The following is a 17,126-nucleotide window of genomic DNA, read 5'->3' as shown; positions in this document are numbered from 1 at the left end:
CAATGGTTGAACACAAAATCGAACAAGCGATGAAATCGAATCATTTTAGTATCGACAGGCAGCAAGGTGGCGGTGCCATTCTGGAGCGTCCCATTCCGTTCAGTGCCACTTTCGGGTGGCTCAGCAACGACGATGAGGATGAACCGAAAGTGCCCAAGTGCAACTTTACGCCGTTGTAGGCTAAGACCTGTTTAGGAGCTGCGGGGGCCGCCGAGGGCCGGTTCCCGCATGCTTTTTACCTCAATTGCCAACATAAATCGTTTACCCTTACCAATATCATCATGATTAACTCTTTGAAAATCCGGGCCGACCGGATCGATGCGTACCTGCGCAGCAACCTCGCCAACGCAAGCCAGCGCATCGAACTTGAATTTGCGTACTTCAGTGCCAACCTGCACAACCTGCTGCCGCATGTACCGCGCGGCGATTATTTACCTCTTTTTAACGAATTGCAAGCCAACCGGATGCTGAGCGACTTGGATGTCCGTCAGGCTGAGGCCATAGATGTTACGGGCTGGGATGACAACTGGGTGGATGAGCTGCGGCATAACCCGGGCATCGTCTGCACCTTTCATACGGGTTCATACCGTTTCCTGAGTCTGTTGCTCGCCCGGGCGGGGGTTCCGTTTAGCCTGGTGGTGGCCGGGCAGGCGGTCAGCGACGAGCGGGAGGCCTTTTTGAACCGATACCTGCCGGTGGCAGATCAGCTGGGGTTCCGTCCAGATGTTTCCTTTATCGATGCGGGGCAGGCCGGTGTGCTGATCCGGATGATGCGGGAGGCAAAACGGGGCCGGTGCCTGCTGGTATACCTGGATGGCAACAGCGGTGCAGGCACCGGCGGCGTTGAGGCGGCCAACACCACCACGGTTCCGTTTTGCGGCGGCCGGCTTCGCGCGCGCAAGGGGATGGCCGTTTTGGCCTACCGGCTGGCAATCCCCATCTATCCGGTGCTTTGCCAGCGTGCGTTTCCCCGGCTTGGCCCCGAAACGAGTCACCGGCTGTCTTATGGGTTGCTGCATGCCATCCGTCCGTTTCCCGGTGAAAGTGAGTCCGCTTTTTCCAACCGCGCAACAACGGTGCTTTACCACATGCTGGGTCAGCTTGCCGGGCGGAGCCCGCACGAGTGGGAGGGGTGGCTGAATATCCACCGGCAATTGTTGCTTCAGGAAGCGGCACCGATAGGTGATCGCCTAGCAGTAGAAGAGTGGGCTATCTACCGTTGGGGCAAGCGGGCGTTTTTGCTGCACCGGCCCAGCTACAGTAGTTATGAGGTGTCAATGGCTGATTATCGGTGTTTTTTCGACCGATTGAATGAAGACTTTGTGAGTATTCACTCGTGAATGGAATAATTTGTATATCTTAAACGCTTTATCGTCCATCGAACTGTAACCATAACCTTATGAAAATGAAAAGAAAATTGTCGGATCGTTTCTATCGACTATTTTTCACGCAAGTTTTCGCCTCCGTCTTATTCATTGCCCTTACGTTCGCAGCCAACTTTTACCTGCACCGCAACACACAGGTGATGGCCGCTGTGGTAGTGGGCGGTTGCCAGATCGGTGCTTGCTATGGGTATTGTTATTTGATCAGACGTTGGTTTGATCAGCAGAAAAGCCGCCGGGCGTTTCGTGGCATATTGCTGCTTTCCGTACTCCTGCCGCTATCGGCCCCGCTGCTGATTTATCAGGTTTTTCCGGTGCTGGGCGTCAAACTGTGGAAAGAAGGTGCCGCCTTTCAATGGGGCGAGCTGGCTGTCAATGTTTTTCTCGCGCTTAAAACGGTTTGGATAGTCGCTGCCATATATTTCTACTTCTATCGCGAGCGGATGTCCCAGCGAAAGGTATATGCACTTCGGCAGCAGGCAGCAGAAAAGGAAATTGAGCAGCAACAGGCAAAAATCAATCGCCTATTGAGCATGATGCAGTCGCATTACATCCGGCGGGTGTTGATGGGTATCGTGGGGCGCGCAGAGTCGGCAGGCGAACCTTACATCGCCGCCCAGGCGATCCATATCCGCAAAACCATAGACTACGTGGCCGAGGCGATACGGGATCACGCTGCCGTTATATCCATCCAACAGGCATTGGCTTACTTCGAAGAAGTCGCGGTCTCTGTGCGGTTGCGCAATGGAGGTGACAAAGCATTGGTGCACGTGCATTACGATGGGATACCTACTATGCAGGTCATCGGTGCACTCACCCTCCCCACGCTGTTGGAAAATGGCGATACCCACGGTTGGGTCAACTTGGATCACCCCATTCGGGTGGCATTTGTTTTCAGGGAGGGTTATCTGCGGTTCACCTGCACCAATGCCAAGGATCCGGAAGGTAAGCAGGTGGCGAGTACCGGACAGGGACACGCGCTGGTGCGCGAGGAACTCGCCCTGCTTAGCAGACACGAGGTGGATCTGACTGTGGCCGAAGACGCCGAAACCTATGAAGTATGTTTAACTATAACTTATCAATGAATGGAACCAGTCATCTACTTTGTTTTATTGGAAGACGATCCGGAAGCACAGAAGCTCGTTATGGCCTATTTCAATGAATTTCCCAATTTTAAATGTGTCGGTTGTTTTACGCGTGCAGGCGATGCCCGGGCGTTTCTATTGGAAAACCCCGCTCACCTCATCGTGGCCGATATCCAGCTGCCGGATATGAACGGCATCGATATGATTGCATCGCTGCCCAAGCGACCTTTGGTAGTACTCATGACGGGGCACAACTCCAAGAAAAAGGCCACCAAGGGGTATGGGTTGGAAGCCGTGCATTACCTCACCAAGCCGTTTGCTTTCCGTGAGTTCCAGGAAGCCATGAACCGGGTGGTAAAGCGCGTGCAGGGAAAGCCGCAAACCGATCCGTCGCTCGGCGAACGTGTGGTATTTGGCGAAGGGAGCGAAGCATTGCAGATTTTACCGGCAGAAGTGAAGTATTTCGAGGTCGAGGGGAATGAAGTGACCTTCCACCTGTCTAACGACGAAACGCTTTCGATCCGCATTACGCTCGAAAAAGTGCTGGCCAAGCTTCCCTCCAGTCACTTCGTCCAAGTACACCGCAGTTACGTGGTCAATCTGTGGCATCTGAAACGGCTGAGGAGAGATACCGTTAGCTTTTATGGTTCGGATGAGACCGTTCCGGTAAGCCGGCGAAAACGAGGCGCGCTTAAGAAACGCTTGAATGACCTTAAGGCTTAGTCGTCTAGTGCATGGAGCAGCTTCCGCTCGCGCAGGAAATCGATCAGTTCGGAGAATCGGTCGGGTCCTAGGTTTTCGGTCTTCGAAATTTCCAGGGCTCCCTCGCGGCACAGTTGTCGCAACGTAGCATAGCCGCATGACGAGCAGCGCTTTTTGAATTTTCTGCTTAATCCGGGAATTTCTTCGATGGGATGTTTCAGGATGTCGGTAGGTAGGGTTATTCGCATAGAAAAAGGGCAGTGCCATCATTCCAGCTAACCAGGCTTCGTACGGCCCAACCCACAAGAAATCACCTGACAACTGCCCCAAAGGGCAGCATCCAGGCTATTTATCTGCGGGTTGTTCAGAGGTACGAATTCGGTTAACCTAACAAATAGCTTTCAGCTGTTTATCAATATATGTATTACAAAAACTAATCTATCATAAGCGTCAAATCTTTGCGCTAAGGTACTAAATATCCGGTTAATGCAAGCCTTGATTATGGAAACAAATCTACTCCGCGAGCTGGTAGCGCTGCAGCGCGAACAGGTTGCAGCATTGAACGAGACCAACTCGCACCTCATGGCCATTGTTACGCACGTGGCCATGCTTGCACCTCCCGTAAAACCTCAAGACCGGTCGCCATCGGTGGGAGATAACCCATATGTAGTTACCGATGACGGAATCGAAAATGGACTGTGGATAACGCGCAGGGAGGCTTGGCTGCACCTTGGCATCGTCAAATCCACGTTGGAGGGGATGGTCAATTCGGGCGAATTGGCGGCGTACCATAAAGTAGGCGATCGGCATAAGAAGAAACCTTATGTATGGCTAAAGCGCTCGGATGTGGAGGCGCTGTTCCGCTCGTACACGCTCCGCAAAGGGAAGGAAAAGAAGGCGCGTCCGTGATACTGGGTTACCGGGTCATGATACTACGGGGCAGGGGAACCGTACCATGGTACGGTTCCCCTGCATCCGAAAACGGCTCAACGATGTCCGAAAAAGAGTCAGCGGTGGCCGGATACCGTAATACGATGCCCCGGAGCAAGCCGGCGTCGCCGAAAAGCGGCTGCGCGTAATCGGGGAGTGGCTCAGGGGCATCCGGTTTTGGCTCAACGATACCAGGATGCGATTTAGCGTTGCCGGGGGGCGAATACCCGATGCCCGCAAGTGGCTCCATAATATCCGGGGGGCGCCCAACGGCGCCCGGAACTGATAAACCGGTGCCCCTAAACAATCCGATGATACCCCGAAGCCGTTAGACGATACCCGCAGACGGCAAACCGATACACTTAGGTGGTTGAACGATGCCCAGACGTGACCGGCCTATACCGGGAAGCCCCCAACCGGTACCCGGAGGCGGCAAACGGGCACCCGGAAACGGCAGAACGATACCCGTTTATCGGGCACATGGGGCCAATGTGCCCGAAAATACCCTCAATGTGCCCGATTTTTAAGTCAATGTGCCCGAATGTGCCCGATTTTTCGTCGGCCGGCCAATGGTTTTCCAGTTTTGCAGTGGAGTTACACAACAGGAATTATTAACTAAAAAGAATAGAAAAAATGTATACACCAAGAATTTATACAAGTTATGCCGACCTCGGCGACGCCGCATTGGCAACGGTGGCCGGCAAGACTTTGACAGACATGACCGCGAATGCCAACTTCGCGGATCCGGTACCGACCCTGGAAGACTACGGTGCTGTAGTAAACGATTACCGTGCCAAGCATGAGGCGGCGGCCGAAACGGGTGGGCGGTTTGCCACCACGGCCAAAGACATCGCCCGGCTGGCGCTGCTGCGGCAGATGAAACGGCTTGCCTCCTACGTGAATTTTACCGCGGAGGGTGATGCGCACAAATTGGTTAGCTCGGGCTTCACGCTTATTCCCCCGCCGGAAAGCCATACGGTACCGGGTGTTCCTCTTTGGGTGCGCATGCGCCGGGGTCCGCAGAAGGGGCAGCTGATGTTTGACGTGGCTAAGGTGAAGTTCGTCTGGCAGTACGAGTATCAGATCGGTACCCGAACAGAAGGATCGGAAAGCATCACCTGGGATGAAACCATCTATTCCACCACGCGATCACGGGGCAACGTGATTGCCGGATTAGAAAGCGTCAAGACGTACTGGGTGCGTGTGCGCGGGATGAATGGTCTCGGTGTCGGTGATTGGTCGGAAGCCGTAAGCGGATCGACGGAATGATACGGATTATCCGTGTGGCTGAGGGGAAGAACAGTACCCTCAGTCACTTGTATGTCGATGGCCTGTTTCGCTGTTACCTCTTAGAGGATAGCATTCGGGAAGAAAAGATTCAGGGACTTACTTGCATCCCGGAAGGGGAATACGGCCTTTCGCTCAACCATTGGGCAGGGATGAACGCTAAGTATGCACCGAAGTACCCGAAACTGCACGCTGGCATGATCGAGATTACCGAAATACCCAACTATCAACTGGTATTTATTCACATCGGTAATTACCATACGCAGACGGCGGGCTGCCCGCTCACCGGCTCGTACTGGCAGCGGTTGGATGGCGACTACCAAGTGATGGGGTCTGAAAATGCCTACAGGCAGGTTTACCCCCTATTGTTGGGGCAGATCGGCAAAGGCGACAACCGCGTCATTGTGGAAAACCGGATAAAGGAAACGTGGGCAGATGGGAACAGGATTTAGGAAAACAACAAAACCGAGAAAAAATGGAAGTAACAACAAAAACAAGCGGGCGCCCCGAAGCGGGGAAGCCTACGGTTTACGAACGGATCAAGGAAACGCTGGCGGTGGCCAGCCAACTTATCATTGCCTCACCGGTGAAGCTGCCGCCCAAGGTGGTGGTCGTGGCGCGTTACCTCGCCCTGGCACTCGGGGTGCTGGAGGCGGTGGAAGGCGCAGCAAATGAGAGGAGAACCGATGATGAAGTCGAGTAACTCGCATATTGGCGTTGGCACAGGCGGCGGTACGCTGCTGAGTGTGGTGGGGCAATTGGGCGTGCATGATGTGGTCAAAACCGCTGTGCTGGCTGCCATCGGCGCCGTGGTGAGTTTTGCAGTAAGCTGGGTGCTGCACCGGTGGCGACGAAGATAACCGGAAGCCATCATTTATCAATAGGGATGGCCATGTAACCGTGGCCATCCCTTTTTAATGGGGTTAAGCGTTTTTCTTCGGTTGGTTTTCCTGATTTACTGTGTGTTAATTTATTGTCAAGTATTTAAAAACCGCTGCTTTTCAGTTATCTTTGTATTTCGTTGTAAGCTGGATATTTTGTTGAGAAATAAATTACTGGATTCAATTGCCGCTTTCCGGTGGCGATACTGGAATAACTTGGTAGGTAAACCTGATGAACTGCCGCGCCAGAACCGTGGGTTTAACGTAGTATCAATATTCATATTCCTGCTGTTGGCCATTCTAATACCACTCAATTGGTATTTGGGGTTGACGGAGATTGCCATTGTACTACTTATCACGGAAGGATTGCTACTCGTGATGTATGGCCTTTCGCGGTATCGCGGGCTATACCAATTAGGTCTCCAGGTCTACATGGCTTGGAGCTATTTGCTGATTACGTTCGTTTTTCTCTACAACGGCGGAAGTGATGGGCCGGCGCTCTATTTTTTCCTGCTCACTTATCAGCTGGTCATCGTCTTTGCAAGCGAACGTCTGCAGCCGGTAGGCATGGTATTGCATCTTGTTTTTCCTGTTGGCTTGTTGGTGCTCGAATACGCCCATCCTGCGATTGTAGCGGGTGGTTACACCTCTGAAAGCGCCCGATATATCGATCTTGCGACGTCATTGCCTATCATCGTCGTTTCTATTTTTTTAACAACACGATACCTCCGGAGGGCTTACGACCGCGAACGGAATGCAGCCGAGGCACGGGCGAGGCTGATTGAACACCAAAGTGAACGTATCAAAAGTCAAAATCGGCTGTTGCAGGAAGCGAACCGTGAGAAGCTAGGGTTGATTTCTGTTTTGGGGCACGATTTACGAAATCCCCTGAATGCGATTACGGGTACGCTCGAAATCCTTTCACAAGCGGAGCTTCCCGCTGAAGAGGAACAGCGGGTGAAGGAGGATTTATTGATAGCGGCACGGAACACTTCCGACTTGTTGAATAATGTACTGTCATGGGTGCTTGCACAGGTAAAGGGAATTAACCCGGTATTTACCGAGGTAGAGCCGATGATTGTCATCGATCGCGTGTTAGACGTGCAACGGTTCATTGCCGAGAAAAAGGGAATAGCCATCCGCGTGGATGCGATCGCTGACGCCCGGGTGGCTGCAGACGCGGAGATGCTGGAGCTGATTGTACGTAACCTTGTAAGCAATGCCATCAAGTTTACGGAGCCGGGAGGGCAGATAACCGTTGGCGTGATCGAAAATGCGGAAAAGGAAGAATGGGCGATCTTTGTACGCGACAACGGTGTAGGGATGACAGAAGAAGATATCGAGGATGTTTTCAACGGGCAGATCCAATCGACCTACGGCACCGAAAGTGAGAAGGGGGTTGGTCTGGGCCTGTTCTTGTGCCGCGAGTTGACCCGGCGGCTAAACGGAAAGATAACGGTGGAAAGTGGACCGGGGGCAGGCTCTACATTTTACCTCTCCTTGCCGCGAGCTCAACTGGCTGCAGCCAATGTGAGGGAGGTCGCTATCCTGCCCGACGGCCGAGCCTATGCGTAGGTCGGGGGGCTTGAGCAACACCACTGGCCGATGTTATGACCGAAACATTACGGTCAGCTTAGGCTCCTTGTACATGGGGTACCCATCGCCGGGCACCCCATGTATGGAAAGGAATAGCAGCACGCTCAGTGTCGCCGTAACCCGAATAGTACCCGTAGGAATCCCACCCGCTTGATGAGCAGCTCATACAAGGCGAGGCAGCCCGCCGCCGTAAGCAACAGCACCAGGAAGAATTGTAGTGGAACGGCCAACGGCCACGGGAAAACAGCCATCGAAGCCAGGTATAAACATATCATGTGCACAATATAGACCGGATAGGCGGCTTGGCTGAGGTAGGCCAGTGCCCTGCTGGGGCGGTTGAGGTACCGATAACCGAAAGCGAATACCGCGAAAACCCAACTGTTTGACTCGATAGCGATCAGGTAAGTAGGGGGCATCGATCGGAAAAAAGTAAGCCGCAAAATAAAAAGACCGACGGCCAGCACCACAAACAGCCAACGCCAGCGGAGCAGCATGCGCCAGAACGGTGCGCCGCACCACACGAACAAGAACCCGCAGAGGAAGGCAAGCAAGCCGATGGCAAACCCGTGCTCCGTCATCGCATAGAGCTCGAATGGAACGGGGCGGACAATGAGTACTTCGGCAATGAAAAGGGCGTATACCGGTAGCAAAACCAACGGCGTACGGCATGCCTTGGCTACCCATGCGGGACACCGCAGCCCCTCGTGCCGCTTCAAATAGTAAAAGAGCGGCAACAGGATGACTACATAGCAAAACAGGTTGCCGAGGAACCAGAGATGGCCAGGCCCCGGCGTGTAGCCTGCTTCAAATGCATAATACCGCTGCCAAAGGTATACATGGATGGGCACGATGGCGGCCATGCCGAATGCGAAAGGCAGTAGGATACGCTGGGCGCGCTCCTTGATAAGCTGCGCCCAGCTCCTGCGGCGAAGGGCAAAATAGACACCCATGCCGGATACGAAAAACAGCAGTGGAATGCGCCACACATTAAGTAGCGACATGGGAAGCCAGAGTGACGCCCACGGTCGCTCATGGGTAATGAAGCCAATCATGATGCCCCACGGTTGGAAGCCGATGGCCACATGGTACACCAGCAGCAGGCCAATGGCAATGACCCGTATCCAATCGATATCGTATCGACGCTCCATTATTGCAGCATGTTGGCGATTTCGGGGCGTACTTTCTCCAGCTGCGCGTAATCGAGTTTGAGCCCCATCGGTGCCAGCGCTTTGCCCAGCATGTCATATGTGCCCTTGGCCTCACGGAAGGGCGTAGCGACCGATTCGTAGGCTGTGGCACCGTACTTGTTTTTGATGGTCTTATCGGCGCCGGCATCGAGGAGCAGCTGTACAATGTCGCGCCGTCCGAAAAATGCCGCCGAGATCAGGGCCGTGGAACCATCATTGTTTTGGAAGTTGAGGTCCGCCCCTGCATCGATGAGGATTTTGGCCATGGCCGCCTTGCCGAATACAGCGGCGCTAATTAACGGGCTCGATCCGCCGAACGGATCTTTGGCGTTGATATCCGTGCCGGCGGCGATGTGCTGCCGGAGGGCTTCCTCGTTACCGCTTACTACCGCTGTGTGGATATCGACTTGCGGCGCCTTCACTGCTGCGTTGGTTTGCGGGCCGGTCCGCTGTGAGGAATTTCCTTCGCCGGCACAGGCGGCGGTAATCGCTACGCAAATAGCCAGCATCCACCGGGTAGCTTGGCGAAATGAATTGATGTGTGGGTTGTTCATGATGTTAATGATTTAAATGATACAATAAGAGTCCATTCATCGGACGGAACAAAGGTCTGCCACGGCTGCCATTCAGGAAATGAGGTATGCGGATAAATGCATAAAGTTTGAACATAGCGATGAAAAATATGGTGCATGGATATAAATTATGATGCAAATACACCTGCAAAACCTATCTTTGCGTACGAACGCGTTGCTAACCCATGTCTGACAAATCATACCCCCTAGCTGACGATTTTATTGCCCGGAGTACCGCCGTGGTTCTGGCGGAGTTAGCTGACGAGCGGTTCGGCGTGTCTGAACTGGCAGCGCGGATGCATATGAGCCGATCGAACCTGCTGCGGCGCATTAAGCAAAGCACGAATCGTTCGGCGAGCCAATTTATACGCGACATCCGATTGGAACGGGGTATGGAATTGTTGCAGAACGGCGGATATACGGTTTCGGAAATAGCGTACCAAGTGGGGTTCGGCGGAACCTCTTATTTTATCAAATGTTTCCGCGAGCACTATGGGTACCCACCGGGCGACGTAGGGAAAAAGCAAGCGGGTGACAAAACGGACCCACCCGTGCCTAAGCGGCAACTGCATAAACGCTACTGGCTCCGTGCGGCGATCGCCGTGGCCGTTGTGATTGCCATCGGGGTGGTGCTTTACGTTGCCCGTAATCCCCTCCCTCCGCCGACTATCGAAAAATCCATCGTCGTATTGCCGTTTAAGAACGACAGCAGTGACTCTACCAACAGGTACCTCATCAACGGGTTGATGGAGGCCACCTTGAATAATCTCCAACGCATAAAGGACCTCCGGGTGGTAAGCCGTACATCGGCCGAAAAATATCGGAATACCTCGAAAACCATTCCCGAACTGGCCGGCGAGTTGCAGGTCAGCTACGTGGTGGAAGGCAGCGGCCAGAAAGCGGGAAACCGGATATTGCTCAACATCCAATTGATCGACGCGCGGCGCGATAGCCACCTGTGGGCCCGGCAATATGAACGCGAAGTGACCGATATCTTCCAGCTTCAGCAGGAAATAGCGAAAGACATCGCCAAGGAAATACAAGCGATTGTAACTTGGGAAGAACAAAAGGAGATCGAGCGGATACCTACCACTGACATGGCGGCGTATGACTTGTTCCTGAAGGCGGTCGAACGGATGCACCAAGGAGGGACGGCAAATCTAAAAGCAGCCATCGGACAGCTTCGGGCCGCTGCGGAGCGTGATCCGGAATTTGCACTGGCCTACGCTGTGACGGCGATAGCGTACCATTACCTCGATATTTTCCAGCAGCAACCTCAGTATACCGATTCGATCGGAAACTTTGCCGACAAGGCCCTGCTCCACGACGCTACATTGGCCGAGGCCTTGTTTGCTAAGGGATTGCACTACGTGAACCAAAAGGCGTTTGATGCGGCCATCCCGTATCTGGAGAAAGCGTTGGCGTATAAACCGAACTCATCGTTGATTATCCAGTTCCTCTCGGATTTTTACAACTGGCGGGTTCCGAATACCGCCAAATACCTCGAATATGCGTTACAGGGTATGCGGCTCGACCCGGCGGCGCACGATAGTGCCACCGCCAGCATGAACTACCTGCACTTGAGCAATGCATTGGTGCAAACGGGTTTCATCGATGAGTCGCTGCGGTATGTGGATGAATCGATTGCTTACAATCCGGATAATTCTTTTGCCCAATGGCTGAAAGCGGTGCTGGCATATGCCAAATACCACGACACGGCCAAAGCCGAGAAACTGTTGCTTGCGCAACTGGCCAAAGATTCCAACCAGATGCACATCCTGCAGGAATTGGGTAAGCTCTATTTCCACTCGGGGGATGACGAAACAGCGTTCGGCTACTACCAGCGCTTTTTCAAATTGCGCGAAGCGAACGAGCTGGATTTCTTCCAGACGGCCGATCTGGACATGGCCATTATCTGGTCGCGGCGGGGTGAGCTGGAAAAGGCTGCTGCATGCTTTGCGCGTTTCAAGCGGTTTGCAGATGCCGACCAATCCATTTATAAACACATGCACCTGGCATTGTATGCGGCTTACCAGGGTGATGAGACCGGAATGATCGACCACCTGCGCCGGTTTTCGAGAGAAGATAATTACCAATATTGGATTTTGTTGTTTAAAGAGGATACCATGGTGGCGCCTTTTACGGGCAACCCGGCATTTAAAGCGGTGTTCGGAACCATTGAGAATAAGTTTTGGGATAAAAATAGGCAGATCAGGGCGCGGCTGGAAGAAAAAGAGCTGTTGTAAGTTAGATGGTAAGTTATCATTAAGGAGTAAACCATGGAAGTAAAATGGGGAATAATAGGCGTGGGGGATGTGACCGAGGTGAAAAGCGGGCCGGCATTCCAACGGGTAGAACATTCGCGGCTGGTAGCGGTGATGCGGCGAGATGCGGCAAAAGCAAAGAGCTATGCCGAGCGGCACGGCGTGCCACGGTGGTACACCGATGCGCAACGGCTGCTCGACGACCCGGAGGTCAACGCCATCTACATTGCCACGCCACCCGATACGCACGCATACTACGCAACGGCTGCATTGCGGGCGGGCAAGCCGGTGTACCTCGAAAAGCCGATGACATTGAACAGCGGAGAGGCGAAGATGTTGATGGAGGCCCAACAGACATATGGCGTGAAGCTATCGGTAGCCCACTACCGCCGCGAACAGCCCTATTTCAAGAAAGTAAAAGAGTTGATTGATAGCCACATCGGTACACCGCGGATTGCCAATTTGCGGTACTGCCAGCAACCGCTCGCCGCAGAAGTGTTGCAGTCGCCGGGAATGCAATGGCGGCTGAATCCGGAGCAATCCGGCGGCGGACTGTTCCATGATTTGGCCCCCCACCAAATCGACTTGATGCACTGTTTTTTCGGTGGTATCGAATCGGCCAAGGGCATGGCCCGCAACCAAGCGAAACTGTATGGTGCTGCCGACGTGGTATCCGGTCAGATTTGGTTTGAGAGCGGCCTGCTGTTCAGCGGGCAGTGGGCCTTTAATGTAGCAGAACAGTGCGATGTGTGCGAAGTAATCGGCTCGGAGGGAAAGGTTTCGTTTTCTGTATTCGATTACCGGCCCATCGTACTCGCCAACGGACAAGGCACGCAGCAGTTCGATTTCGAACCGCTGCCGCATGTGCAGCAACCCATGATTGCGGCAGTGGTTTCGTATATCCGGGGTGTAGGCCCGAATCCATGCAGCGTGCAAGAGGGATACAACGTAATGCGCGTGTTGGATGATTTTATAACCGTATAACCGTCCCTTGATTTGCGTATGTTGCAAAACTTGACGACCTTCGCGCCGAAGACAAAAAACTAGTTGAACGATGCCAAATCCATGGACCGGGGTGGGTAACCCCTATACGAAGGGAGAAGTAAGGGAGCGTTTGCAACAAACGCTGGCGGAACAGAAAGCCATTATTGCCGCCGGTGCAGGCACGGGGATCAGCGCCAAATTCATCGAGCGCGGCGGTGCGGACCTCATCATCATCTACAATTCGGGCCGTTTCCGCATGGCCGGGCACGGCTCCACGGCGGGGATGATGGCTTATGGCGATGCGAATGCGGAGGCACTGGAAATCGGTGAATTTGAAGTGCTGCCCGTGGTAAACGAGGTGCCGGTGATCTGTGGGGTGCATGGGTCTGACCCGAGACGCCGTATGTGGCATCACCTGTTGAAGGTGAAAGATATGGGTTTTTCCGGTGTCAATAACTTCCCTACCCATTCCATCGTCGACGGGCATTTCCGGCAGGTACTGGAGGAAACGGGGATGGGCTTTGCCAAGGAAGTGGAGATGGTGCGGCTGGCCACGAAGATGGACCTGTTTTCGATTGTATATGTAGCCACGGCCGAGGAAGCTAAGCAGATGGCTGACGCGGGTGCCGATGCCATCATTTCGCATGTGGGCACCACCGTGGGTGGATCCATCGGGGTGGTCAATGCATCGCGCAGCATGGATTTTGCGGTGGAGCGCACCCAGGAAATCATCGAAGCGGGCCGATCGGTCAACCCCGATGTGTTCTTCCTTGCCCACGGCGGACCGATCAATACACCCGACGATGTCCGTTGGGTACTGGACCATACCGACGTGCAGGGCTTTGTAGGGGCTTCGTCCTTGGAACGGATGGGTGTGGAAGAGTCGCTCACCGAGTTGACACGTTCCTTTAAAGCGTTGACGTTGAAGTAACGATGCGATGAGCTGTAGCGTTTGAGGTGGCGGGAGCGTCTTACCCGAAACTTAACGTTATGAAATTGATTTATTTTCGTTGCTGGCTATGCGGGCTCGTGGTTGCGGTTACCCTCGGTGCTTGCAGTAAAGGCGAACCGGTCGACCTAACGGCCGACAACCTGACCGCATGTACCGGATGTAAATTCCACTACCGCGTAAACGCGCAATTGGAGGGTTGGAACATAGTAGACGGCAAAAGCCGGGTGTTCACCTATGACCAGGGTTCCGACAGTGAGCATTCCATGTATGAAATCGTGCATATTGAAATCCCAACTTCGCGGAAATCATTTGTAATGAAAGGGGAGGAGATCGGCAACGGCAAGGTGGCTTATCTGTTTGTGTGCCCTTTTTGCAATACCGTGGCGGTAAAGCCTATAGGCGGCTTCATACAGGGGCAAAAGATGGCGGATAACAAGTGGCTCGTGGATGCCACGGTGGAGTTGGCAGCTGTTCATTCAGGAGATCCTGCCGGCTCGATTTCCTTCAAACAATACTTCACACCGGTGCCTTAACTTCAGGCAGGTAATGACACAATAAAGCTGGTGCCGGTTTTTCCGTCGCTTTCCATCTCAATGGTGCCGCCATGCGATTCGATGATCGTCTTGGTAAGATACAATCCAAGTCCGGTGGTCGGTTCGCCGGATGTGCCCGGCCTCCTGGCTTTGGTAAACTTATCGAATATCCGATCCCGCATGGTGTCGGGGATGCCGATGCCGGTATCGCGGACGACAAGAAACACCCGGTTGCCGGGAGCTGCACGGGTAGAGAGCGTAATGGTACCGCCGGGATGTGAAAATTTGATGCTGTTTGAAAGCATGTTGTTGATGGCCCGTTTTAGTTTGAGACGGTCTACTTTGACCGTAAGGTTGCTGTACAACTGCTTGGACAAAACCAGTTGCTTACCCGCTAGTTGCTCCGTTAATGAGGCGGTACACTCGTCTACCAATTCATCGATGTTTTCTGTCTCAAGGGCAAGCGCTTCGGCAGGTGATTGCTCCGCACTGAGGATGTCTTGTATGAGTACCTGTGCGTAATCGCAGCTCTCGCCCAATTTGTCAATTAGCTCTTGGTGCTTCTGCAATGCCGGGTCGGCCTTGAGGATGGTGCCTAGCAGCGTAATGGAAGCAATCGGGCTGCGAAGGTCGTGGGCTGCAGCCAGCAGGGCGGCCCGTTGCTTCTCGTGGTCTACATGCAGGTGGGTTAGCAGGTCGATTTGCTTGATGATACCGTAAAAGCCGCCCCTGGATGTGACCGGCAGGGCGGTGGCACCGGTTGTCTTCATCCGCGCCAAAACCGAACTGACCGACTCCGTGGCGTTTACCGGTGGCCGGCTGACTACGCAGTCGGCAACAACTTGGTGCCGTTTCATCGCGAGATCCGACGCGGTTAGTAGACCGATAGGTTGGTTGTTTTCAACTACGACCAGCACGTCCTGCGTGCGTAGGAGGTCTGTCGCATATACCGCCCCGGCATATGCATCGATGGTAGTGTACTGTTTGGTAATCAGCGATTGTATATTCATTTCCCCGTTTCTCTACCTCGTATCAACTATTCAGGTTACTCATCGATATCCGTACGTGCATATCAACCTGTATCAGCTCGCCTTCGCCGACATGCTCAAAAACATGTTGCTGCAATATGCGCATGATTCGTTCAACCGGGATTTTAGTGAGGATGCGTCGATTGACGTAAACCGCTTCGATACCTCCGTGCCCTGCTTCAGCATCGATCGATTGGAAGGTGCCCGGCGCTAATAGCTCGAGCGATCTGCCCAACCCCCGCTTGCCCTGTGTCCCATTTTTGGCAAGGATCAACACGTCGTGCTGCAGGGGCAGCTCGAGCGTCTCGAAGCTGATATCAATTCCGTATGTTTTTCCGGTGTGCATCTCAGTTTGCCTTGGTGGGATGCTATGCATATAGCAACCCACCGTTTTCCTAAGTGATGACAAAGGTATAAACGGCCGGTCTTTATACAAGGATAAACCGCTTGATAATCAGATATTGTAGTGGATTGCCGACAAGGGCACAACTTATCTCACCCTCAATACTTGCTGGTGGTTTGTAATGTATATTGTTTTTTCGTCGGCCGATAAGGCAACGTTGGATGCCGCGTCTTCCAGTTTGATTTTCCCCAGCACACGGCCGTCGCGGTTAAATATCCATATCCCACCGGGGCCACTGGCGAATACGGTGCCATTCGATGTGATTTTCAATCCGTCAGGGAGCCCTTTTACCCCCTCGCGCTCGTTGGCGGCACTGTAAAATAATGTGGGCGTTGTTGGTGCCTCGCGGGCATCGAGTAGGTACCAGTTGGCGGCATCTGGATCGGAACTGGCAACCAACAGTGTTTGTTCGCCCGGGAAGAAAGCAATGCCATTCGGTCTGGTGATGCTATCGGTCAATAAAACGGCTTCGCCGTTGGGGTTTACCTTATAGACCCCGTTGAATGGGATTTCTTTGGCAGGATCTTCGTCGTTTTGCGCCGGCAGCCCATAGGGCGGGTCGGTGAAGAACAATTCACCGGTGGCGTTAAACACGGCATCATTGGGGCTGCTGAAACGCATGCCATTATACTGGTTGGCTAAGGTGGTAAACATAGTCGCCGGTCTATCCAACGGCGCTTCCATGCGCGCCATTTGGCGGTTTCCGTGCTGGCAAAGCACCAGGTTGCCGCTGCGGTCCAGCAGCAAACCGTTGCTGCCCGGCTCCTTGCTCTGGCTAGGCTCTGTGCCAGTGTAACCGCTTGGCTGCAAGTAAACTTCCGTACCGTTTTCTTCCGTCCATTTATAGATCGTATTTGCTGGCACATCCGAAAATAACAACATGTGCTCGCTTTCTACCCACAGGGGGCCTTCGCTCCATATAAAACCTTCGGCAATGATTTCAATCGTTGCGTTGGTGTCTAAGATAGCATCTAACGCCGGGTCGAGACGCTCGATACTGCCAGTGCTTTTGTAGGTGGATTGTCGGTGTTGAGGTGTATGGTTACAGGCTGTCATCATGATGAGCACACCTAGCCACCCAAGTTGTTGGGGGGTACGTCTATGAGGCGCAGTGGTTACATTTGGTATGGCGAACATAGCTGCCGTTTTATTATTCTCCGCTAAAGGTATTAAAATTAGTTGGAGATTTTACCACTCGGCAAGTAACGGAATCGTTTATCACGGCCTCCGGCTGCATTAATCGTAAAAAAGGGATATTTTTCTTGCAAATTTCAAAATAAAGGATTTCCTTTGTCGCGGAAATATCAATCATAGTGCATAGATACACGACCATTACAACA

At 53.3% G+C, this 17,126-nt stretch carries 22 protein-coding genes; 15 read left to right on the top strand and 7 right to left on the bottom strand.

The annotated features are described in order from the left end of the window. Nucleotides 1-29: 29 nt before the first annotated feature. The 4 genes from ACEVG1_RS01425 (at nucleotide 30) to ACEVG1_RS01410 (ending at nucleotide 3,190) form a co-directional block, all read left to right on the top strand. Nucleotides 30-179, top strand: a complete 150-nt coding sequence (locus tag ACEVG1_RS01425) for a hypothetical protein (protein WP_374741762.1) — start codon at nucleotides 30-32, stop codon at nucleotides 177-179. A 102-nt stretch (nucleotides 180-281) separates the two neighbouring features. After that, nucleotides 282-1,340: a hypothetical protein gene (locus tag ACEVG1_RS01420; protein WP_374741761.1), complete on the top strand. Its 1,059-nt coding sequence runs from the start codon at nucleotides 282-284 to the stop codon at nucleotides 1,338-1,340. A gap of 65 nt (nucleotides 1,341-1,405) precedes the next feature. Beyond that, on the top strand, nucleotides 1,406-2,467 hold the full coding sequence (locus ACEVG1_RS01415; protein ID WP_374741760.1) for a hypothetical protein: 1,062 nt from the start codon (nucleotides 1,406-1,408) through the stop codon (nucleotides 2,465-2,467). Next, nucleotides 2,468-3,190, top strand: a complete 723-nt coding sequence (locus ACEVG1_RS01410) for a LytR/AlgR family response regulator transcription factor (protein WP_374741759.1) — start codon at nucleotides 2,468-2,470, stop codon at nucleotides 3,188-3,190. On the opposite strand, the gene ACEVG1_RS01405 is transcribed toward ACEVG1_RS01410, so the two are convergent. After that, on the bottom strand, nucleotides 3,187-3,417 hold the full coding sequence (locus ACEVG1_RS01405) for a hypothetical protein (RefSeq protein ID WP_374741758.1): 231 nt from the start codon (nucleotides 3,415-3,417) through the stop codon (nucleotides 3,187-3,189). The two genes, ACEVG1_RS01410 and ACEVG1_RS01405, sit on opposite strands and share 4 nt — an antisense overlap. Before the next feature lie 253 nt (nucleotides 3,418-3,670). Between ACEVG1_RS01405 and ACEVG1_RS01400 the strand changes: the two genes are divergently transcribed. Further along, a complete protein-coding gene (locus ACEVG1_RS01400; protein WP_374741757.1) occupies nucleotides 3,671-4,078 on the top strand; it encodes a hypothetical protein in 408 nt (135 codons plus the stop codon). A gap of 7 nt (nucleotides 4,079-4,085) precedes the next feature. Here the strand turns inward: ACEVG1_RS01400 and ACEVG1_RS01395 are convergent, their stop codons facing one another. Further along, nucleotides 4,086-4,349, bottom strand: coding sequence for a hypothetical protein (locus ACEVG1_RS01395; protein ID WP_374741756.1), 264 nt, complete (start codon nucleotides 4,347-4,349; stop codon nucleotides 4,086-4,088). A 127-nt stretch (nucleotides 4,350-4,476) separates the two neighbouring features. Here ACEVG1_RS01395 and ACEVG1_RS01390 point away from each other — a divergent pair, with 127 nt between their 5' ends. From ACEVG1_RS01390 to ACEVG1_RS01365, 6 genes are all read left to right on the top strand, one after another. Beyond that, entirely contained in the window at nucleotides 4,477-4,626 is a 150-nt protein-coding gene (locus ACEVG1_RS01390; protein ID WP_374741755.1) for a hypothetical protein, read from the top strand. A 106-nt stretch (nucleotides 4,627-4,732) separates the two neighbouring features. Continuing rightward, a complete protein-coding gene (locus ACEVG1_RS01385; RefSeq protein ID WP_374741754.1) occupies nucleotides 4,733-5,368 on the top strand; it encodes a hypothetical protein in 636 nt (211 codons plus the stop codon). Next, the gene (locus ACEVG1_RS01380) at nucleotides 5,365-5,838 is read left to right on the top strand and encodes a DUF5675 family protein (RefSeq protein WP_374741753.1); all 474 of its coding nucleotides are present in this window, start codon (nucleotides 5,365-5,367) and stop codon (nucleotides 5,836-5,838) included. The genes ACEVG1_RS01385 and ACEVG1_RS01380 overlap by 4 nt, the downstream gene beginning before the upstream one ends. A 23-nt stretch (nucleotides 5,839-5,861) precedes the next feature. Beyond that, nucleotides 5,862-6,089 carry a hypothetical protein gene (locus ACEVG1_RS01375; protein ID WP_374741752.1) on the top strand — a complete coding sequence of 76 codons (228 nt, stop codon included), beginning with the start codon at nucleotides 5,862-5,864 and terminating at the stop codon, nucleotides 6,087-6,089. Then, nucleotides 6,073-6,246, top strand: a complete 174-nt coding sequence (locus tag ACEVG1_RS01370; protein ID WP_374741751.1) for a hypothetical protein — start codon at nucleotides 6,073-6,075, stop codon at nucleotides 6,244-6,246. Before ACEVG1_RS01375 ends, ACEVG1_RS01370 begins: the two co-directional genes overlap by 17 nt. A gap of 180 nt (nucleotides 6,247-6,426) precedes the next feature. Continuing rightward, nucleotides 6,427-7,842 carry a sensor histidine kinase gene (locus ACEVG1_RS01365; protein ID WP_374741750.1) on the top strand — a complete coding sequence of 472 codons (1,416 nt, stop codon included), beginning with the start codon at nucleotides 6,427-6,429 and terminating at the stop codon, nucleotides 7,840-7,842. A gap of 125 nt (nucleotides 7,843-7,967) precedes the next feature. Here ACEVG1_RS01365 and ACEVG1_RS01360 read toward each other — a convergent pair whose 3' ends face one another. Together ACEVG1_RS01360 and ACEVG1_RS01355 are read right to left on the bottom strand one after the other, a co-directional pair. After that, nucleotides 7,968-9,011: an acyltransferase family protein gene (locus ACEVG1_RS01360; RefSeq protein ID WP_374741749.1), complete on the bottom strand. Its 1,044-nt coding sequence runs from the start codon at nucleotides 9,009-9,011 to the stop codon at nucleotides 7,968-7,970. Beyond that, nucleotides 9,011-9,604, bottom strand: coding sequence for an ankyrin repeat domain-containing protein (locus ACEVG1_RS01355; RefSeq protein WP_374741748.1), 594 nt, complete (start codon nucleotides 9,602-9,604; stop codon nucleotides 9,011-9,013). Before ACEVG1_RS01355 ends, ACEVG1_RS01360 begins: the two co-directional genes overlap by 1 nt. A gap of 203 nt (nucleotides 9,605-9,807) precedes the next feature. Between ACEVG1_RS01355 and ACEVG1_RS01350 the strand changes: the two genes are divergently transcribed. The 4 genes from ACEVG1_RS01350 to ACEVG1_RS01335 all read left to right on the top strand — a co-directional run bounded on the left by ACEVG1_RS01350 (nucleotide 9,808) and on the right by ACEVG1_RS01335 (nucleotide 14,355). Further along, complete coding sequence (locus tag ACEVG1_RS01350; RefSeq protein ID WP_374741747.1) at nucleotides 9,808-11,868, top strand: helix-turn-helix domain-containing protein; 2,061 nt, start codon at nucleotides 9,808-9,810, stop codon at nucleotides 11,866-11,868. 33 nt (nucleotides 11,869-11,901) lie between these two features. Continuing rightward, entirely contained in the window at nucleotides 11,902-12,870 is a 969-nt protein-coding gene (locus ACEVG1_RS01345) for a Gfo/Idh/MocA family protein (protein ID WP_374741746.1), read from the top strand. A 70-nt stretch (nucleotides 12,871-12,940) separates the two neighbouring features. Then, the gene (locus tag ACEVG1_RS01340; RefSeq protein WP_374741745.1) at nucleotides 12,941-13,801 is read left to right on the top strand and encodes a phosphoenolpyruvate hydrolase family protein; all 861 of its coding nucleotides are present in this window, start codon (nucleotides 12,941-12,943) and stop codon (nucleotides 13,799-13,801) included. A 59-nt stretch (nucleotides 13,802-13,860) separates the two neighbouring features. Further along, a complete protein-coding gene (locus tag ACEVG1_RS01335; protein WP_374741744.1) occupies nucleotides 13,861-14,355 on the top strand; it encodes a hypothetical protein in 495 nt (164 codons plus the stop codon). A gap of 2 nt (nucleotides 14,356-14,357) precedes the next feature. Here the strand turns inward: ACEVG1_RS01335 and ACEVG1_RS01330 are convergent, their stop codons facing one another. From ACEVG1_RS01330 to ACEVG1_RS01320, 3 genes are all read right to left on the bottom strand, one after another. Then, nucleotides 14,358-15,365 carry an ATP-binding protein gene (locus ACEVG1_RS01330; RefSeq protein WP_374741743.1) on the bottom strand — a complete coding sequence of 336 codons (1,008 nt, stop codon included), beginning with the start codon at nucleotides 15,363-15,365 and terminating at the stop codon, nucleotides 14,358-14,360. A 22-nt stretch (nucleotides 15,366-15,387) separates the two neighbouring features. Next, nucleotides 15,388-15,729 carry a hypothetical protein gene (locus ACEVG1_RS01325; protein ID WP_374741742.1) on the bottom strand — a complete coding sequence of 114 codons (342 nt, stop codon included), beginning with the start codon at nucleotides 15,727-15,729 and terminating at the stop codon, nucleotides 15,388-15,390. A gap of 144 nt (nucleotides 15,730-15,873) precedes the next feature. After that, the gene (locus ACEVG1_RS01320) at nucleotides 15,874-16,923 is read right to left on the bottom strand and encodes an SMP-30/gluconolactonase/LRE family protein (RefSeq protein ID WP_374741741.1); all 1,050 of its coding nucleotides are present in this window, start codon (nucleotides 16,921-16,923) and stop codon (nucleotides 15,874-15,876) included. Nucleotides 16,924-17,126: the final 203 nt, after the last annotated feature.

It is taken from the genome of Parapedobacter sp. 2B3, assembly GCF_041925275.1.
Classification (GTDB): Bacteria; Bacteroidota; Bacteroidia; order Sphingobacteriales; family Sphingobacteriaceae; genus Parapedobacter; species Parapedobacter pyrenivorans_A.
The sequence above is the reverse complement of the archived record's forward strand: the minus strand, read 5'-3'. Positions and strand labels throughout refer to the sequence as shown.

Excerpts from the sequence above, each read along its gene's own strand:
- ACEVG1_RS01425 (WP_374741762.1), top strand. The coding sequence starts at position 30 with ATGAAATCGAATCATTTTAGTATCGACAGGCAGCAAGGTGGCGGTGCC.
- ACEVG1_RS01420 (WP_374741761.1), top strand. The coding sequence starts at position 282 with ATGATTAACTCTTTGAAAATCCGGGCCGACCGGATCGATGCGTACCTG.
- ACEVG1_RS01415 (WP_374741760.1), top strand. The coding sequence starts at position 1,406 with ATGAAAAGAAAATTGTCGGATCGTTTCTATCGACTATTTTTCACGCAA.
- ACEVG1_RS01410 (WP_374741759.1), top strand. The coding sequence starts at position 2,468 with ATGGAACCAGTCATCTACTTTGTTTTATTGGAAGACGATCCGGAAGCA.
- ACEVG1_RS01405 (WP_374741758.1), bottom strand. The coding sequence starts at position 3,417 with ATGCGAATAACCCTACCTACCGACATCCTGAAACATCCCATCGAAGAA.
- ACEVG1_RS01400 (WP_374741757.1), top strand. The coding sequence starts at position 3,671 with ATGGAAACAAATCTACTCCGCGAGCTGGTAGCGCTGCAGCGCGAACAG.
- ACEVG1_RS01395 (WP_374741756.1), bottom strand. The coding sequence starts at position 4,349 with ATGGAGCCACTTGCGGGCATCGGGTATTCGCCCCCCGGCAACGCTAAA.
- ACEVG1_RS01390 (WP_374741755.1), top strand. The coding sequence starts at position 4,477 with ATGCCCAGACGTGACCGGCCTATACCGGGAAGCCCCCAACCGGTACCC.
- ACEVG1_RS01385 (WP_374741754.1), top strand. The coding sequence starts at position 4,733 with ATGTATACACCAAGAATTTATACAAGTTATGCCGACCTCGGCGACGCC.
- ACEVG1_RS01380 (WP_374741753.1), top strand. The coding sequence starts at position 5,365 with ATGATACGGATTATCCGTGTGGCTGAGGGGAAGAACAGTACCCTCAGT.
- ACEVG1_RS01375 (WP_374741752.1), top strand. The coding sequence starts at position 5,862 with ATGGAAGTAACAACAAAAACAAGCGGGCGCCCCGAAGCGGGGAAGCCT.
- ACEVG1_RS01370 (WP_374741751.1), top strand. The coding sequence starts at position 6,073 with ATGATGAAGTCGAGTAACTCGCATATTGGCGTTGGCACAGGCGGCGGT.
- ACEVG1_RS01360 (WP_374741749.1), bottom strand. The coding sequence starts at position 9,011 with ATGGAGCGTCGATACGATATCGATTGGATACGGGTCATTGCCATTGGC.
- ACEVG1_RS01355 (WP_374741748.1), bottom strand. The coding sequence starts at position 9,604 with ATGAACAACCCACACATCAATTCATTTCGCCAAGCTACCCGGTGGATG.
- ACEVG1_RS01350 (WP_374741747.1), top strand. The coding sequence starts at position 9,808 with ATGTCTGACAAATCATACCCCCTAGCTGACGATTTTATTGCCCGGAGT.
- ACEVG1_RS01345 (WP_374741746.1), top strand. The coding sequence starts at position 11,902 with ATGGAAGTAAAATGGGGAATAATAGGCGTGGGGGATGTGACCGAGGTG.
- ACEVG1_RS01340 (WP_374741745.1), top strand. The coding sequence starts at position 12,941 with ATGCCAAATCCATGGACCGGGGTGGGTAACCCCTATACGAAGGGAGAA.
- ACEVG1_RS01335 (WP_374741744.1), top strand. The coding sequence starts at position 13,861 with ATGAAATTGATTTATTTTCGTTGCTGGCTATGCGGGCTCGTGGTTGCG.
- ACEVG1_RS01330 (WP_374741743.1), bottom strand. The coding sequence starts at position 15,365 with ATGAATATACAATCGCTGATTACCAAACAGTACACTACCATCGATGCA.
- ACEVG1_RS01325 (WP_374741742.1), bottom strand. The coding sequence starts at position 15,729 with ATGCACACCGGAAAAACATACGGAATTGATATCAGCTTCGAGACGCTC.
- ACEVG1_RS01320 (WP_374741741.1), bottom strand. The coding sequence starts at position 16,923 with ATGTTCGCCATACCAAATGTAACCACTGCGCCTCATAGACGTACCCCC.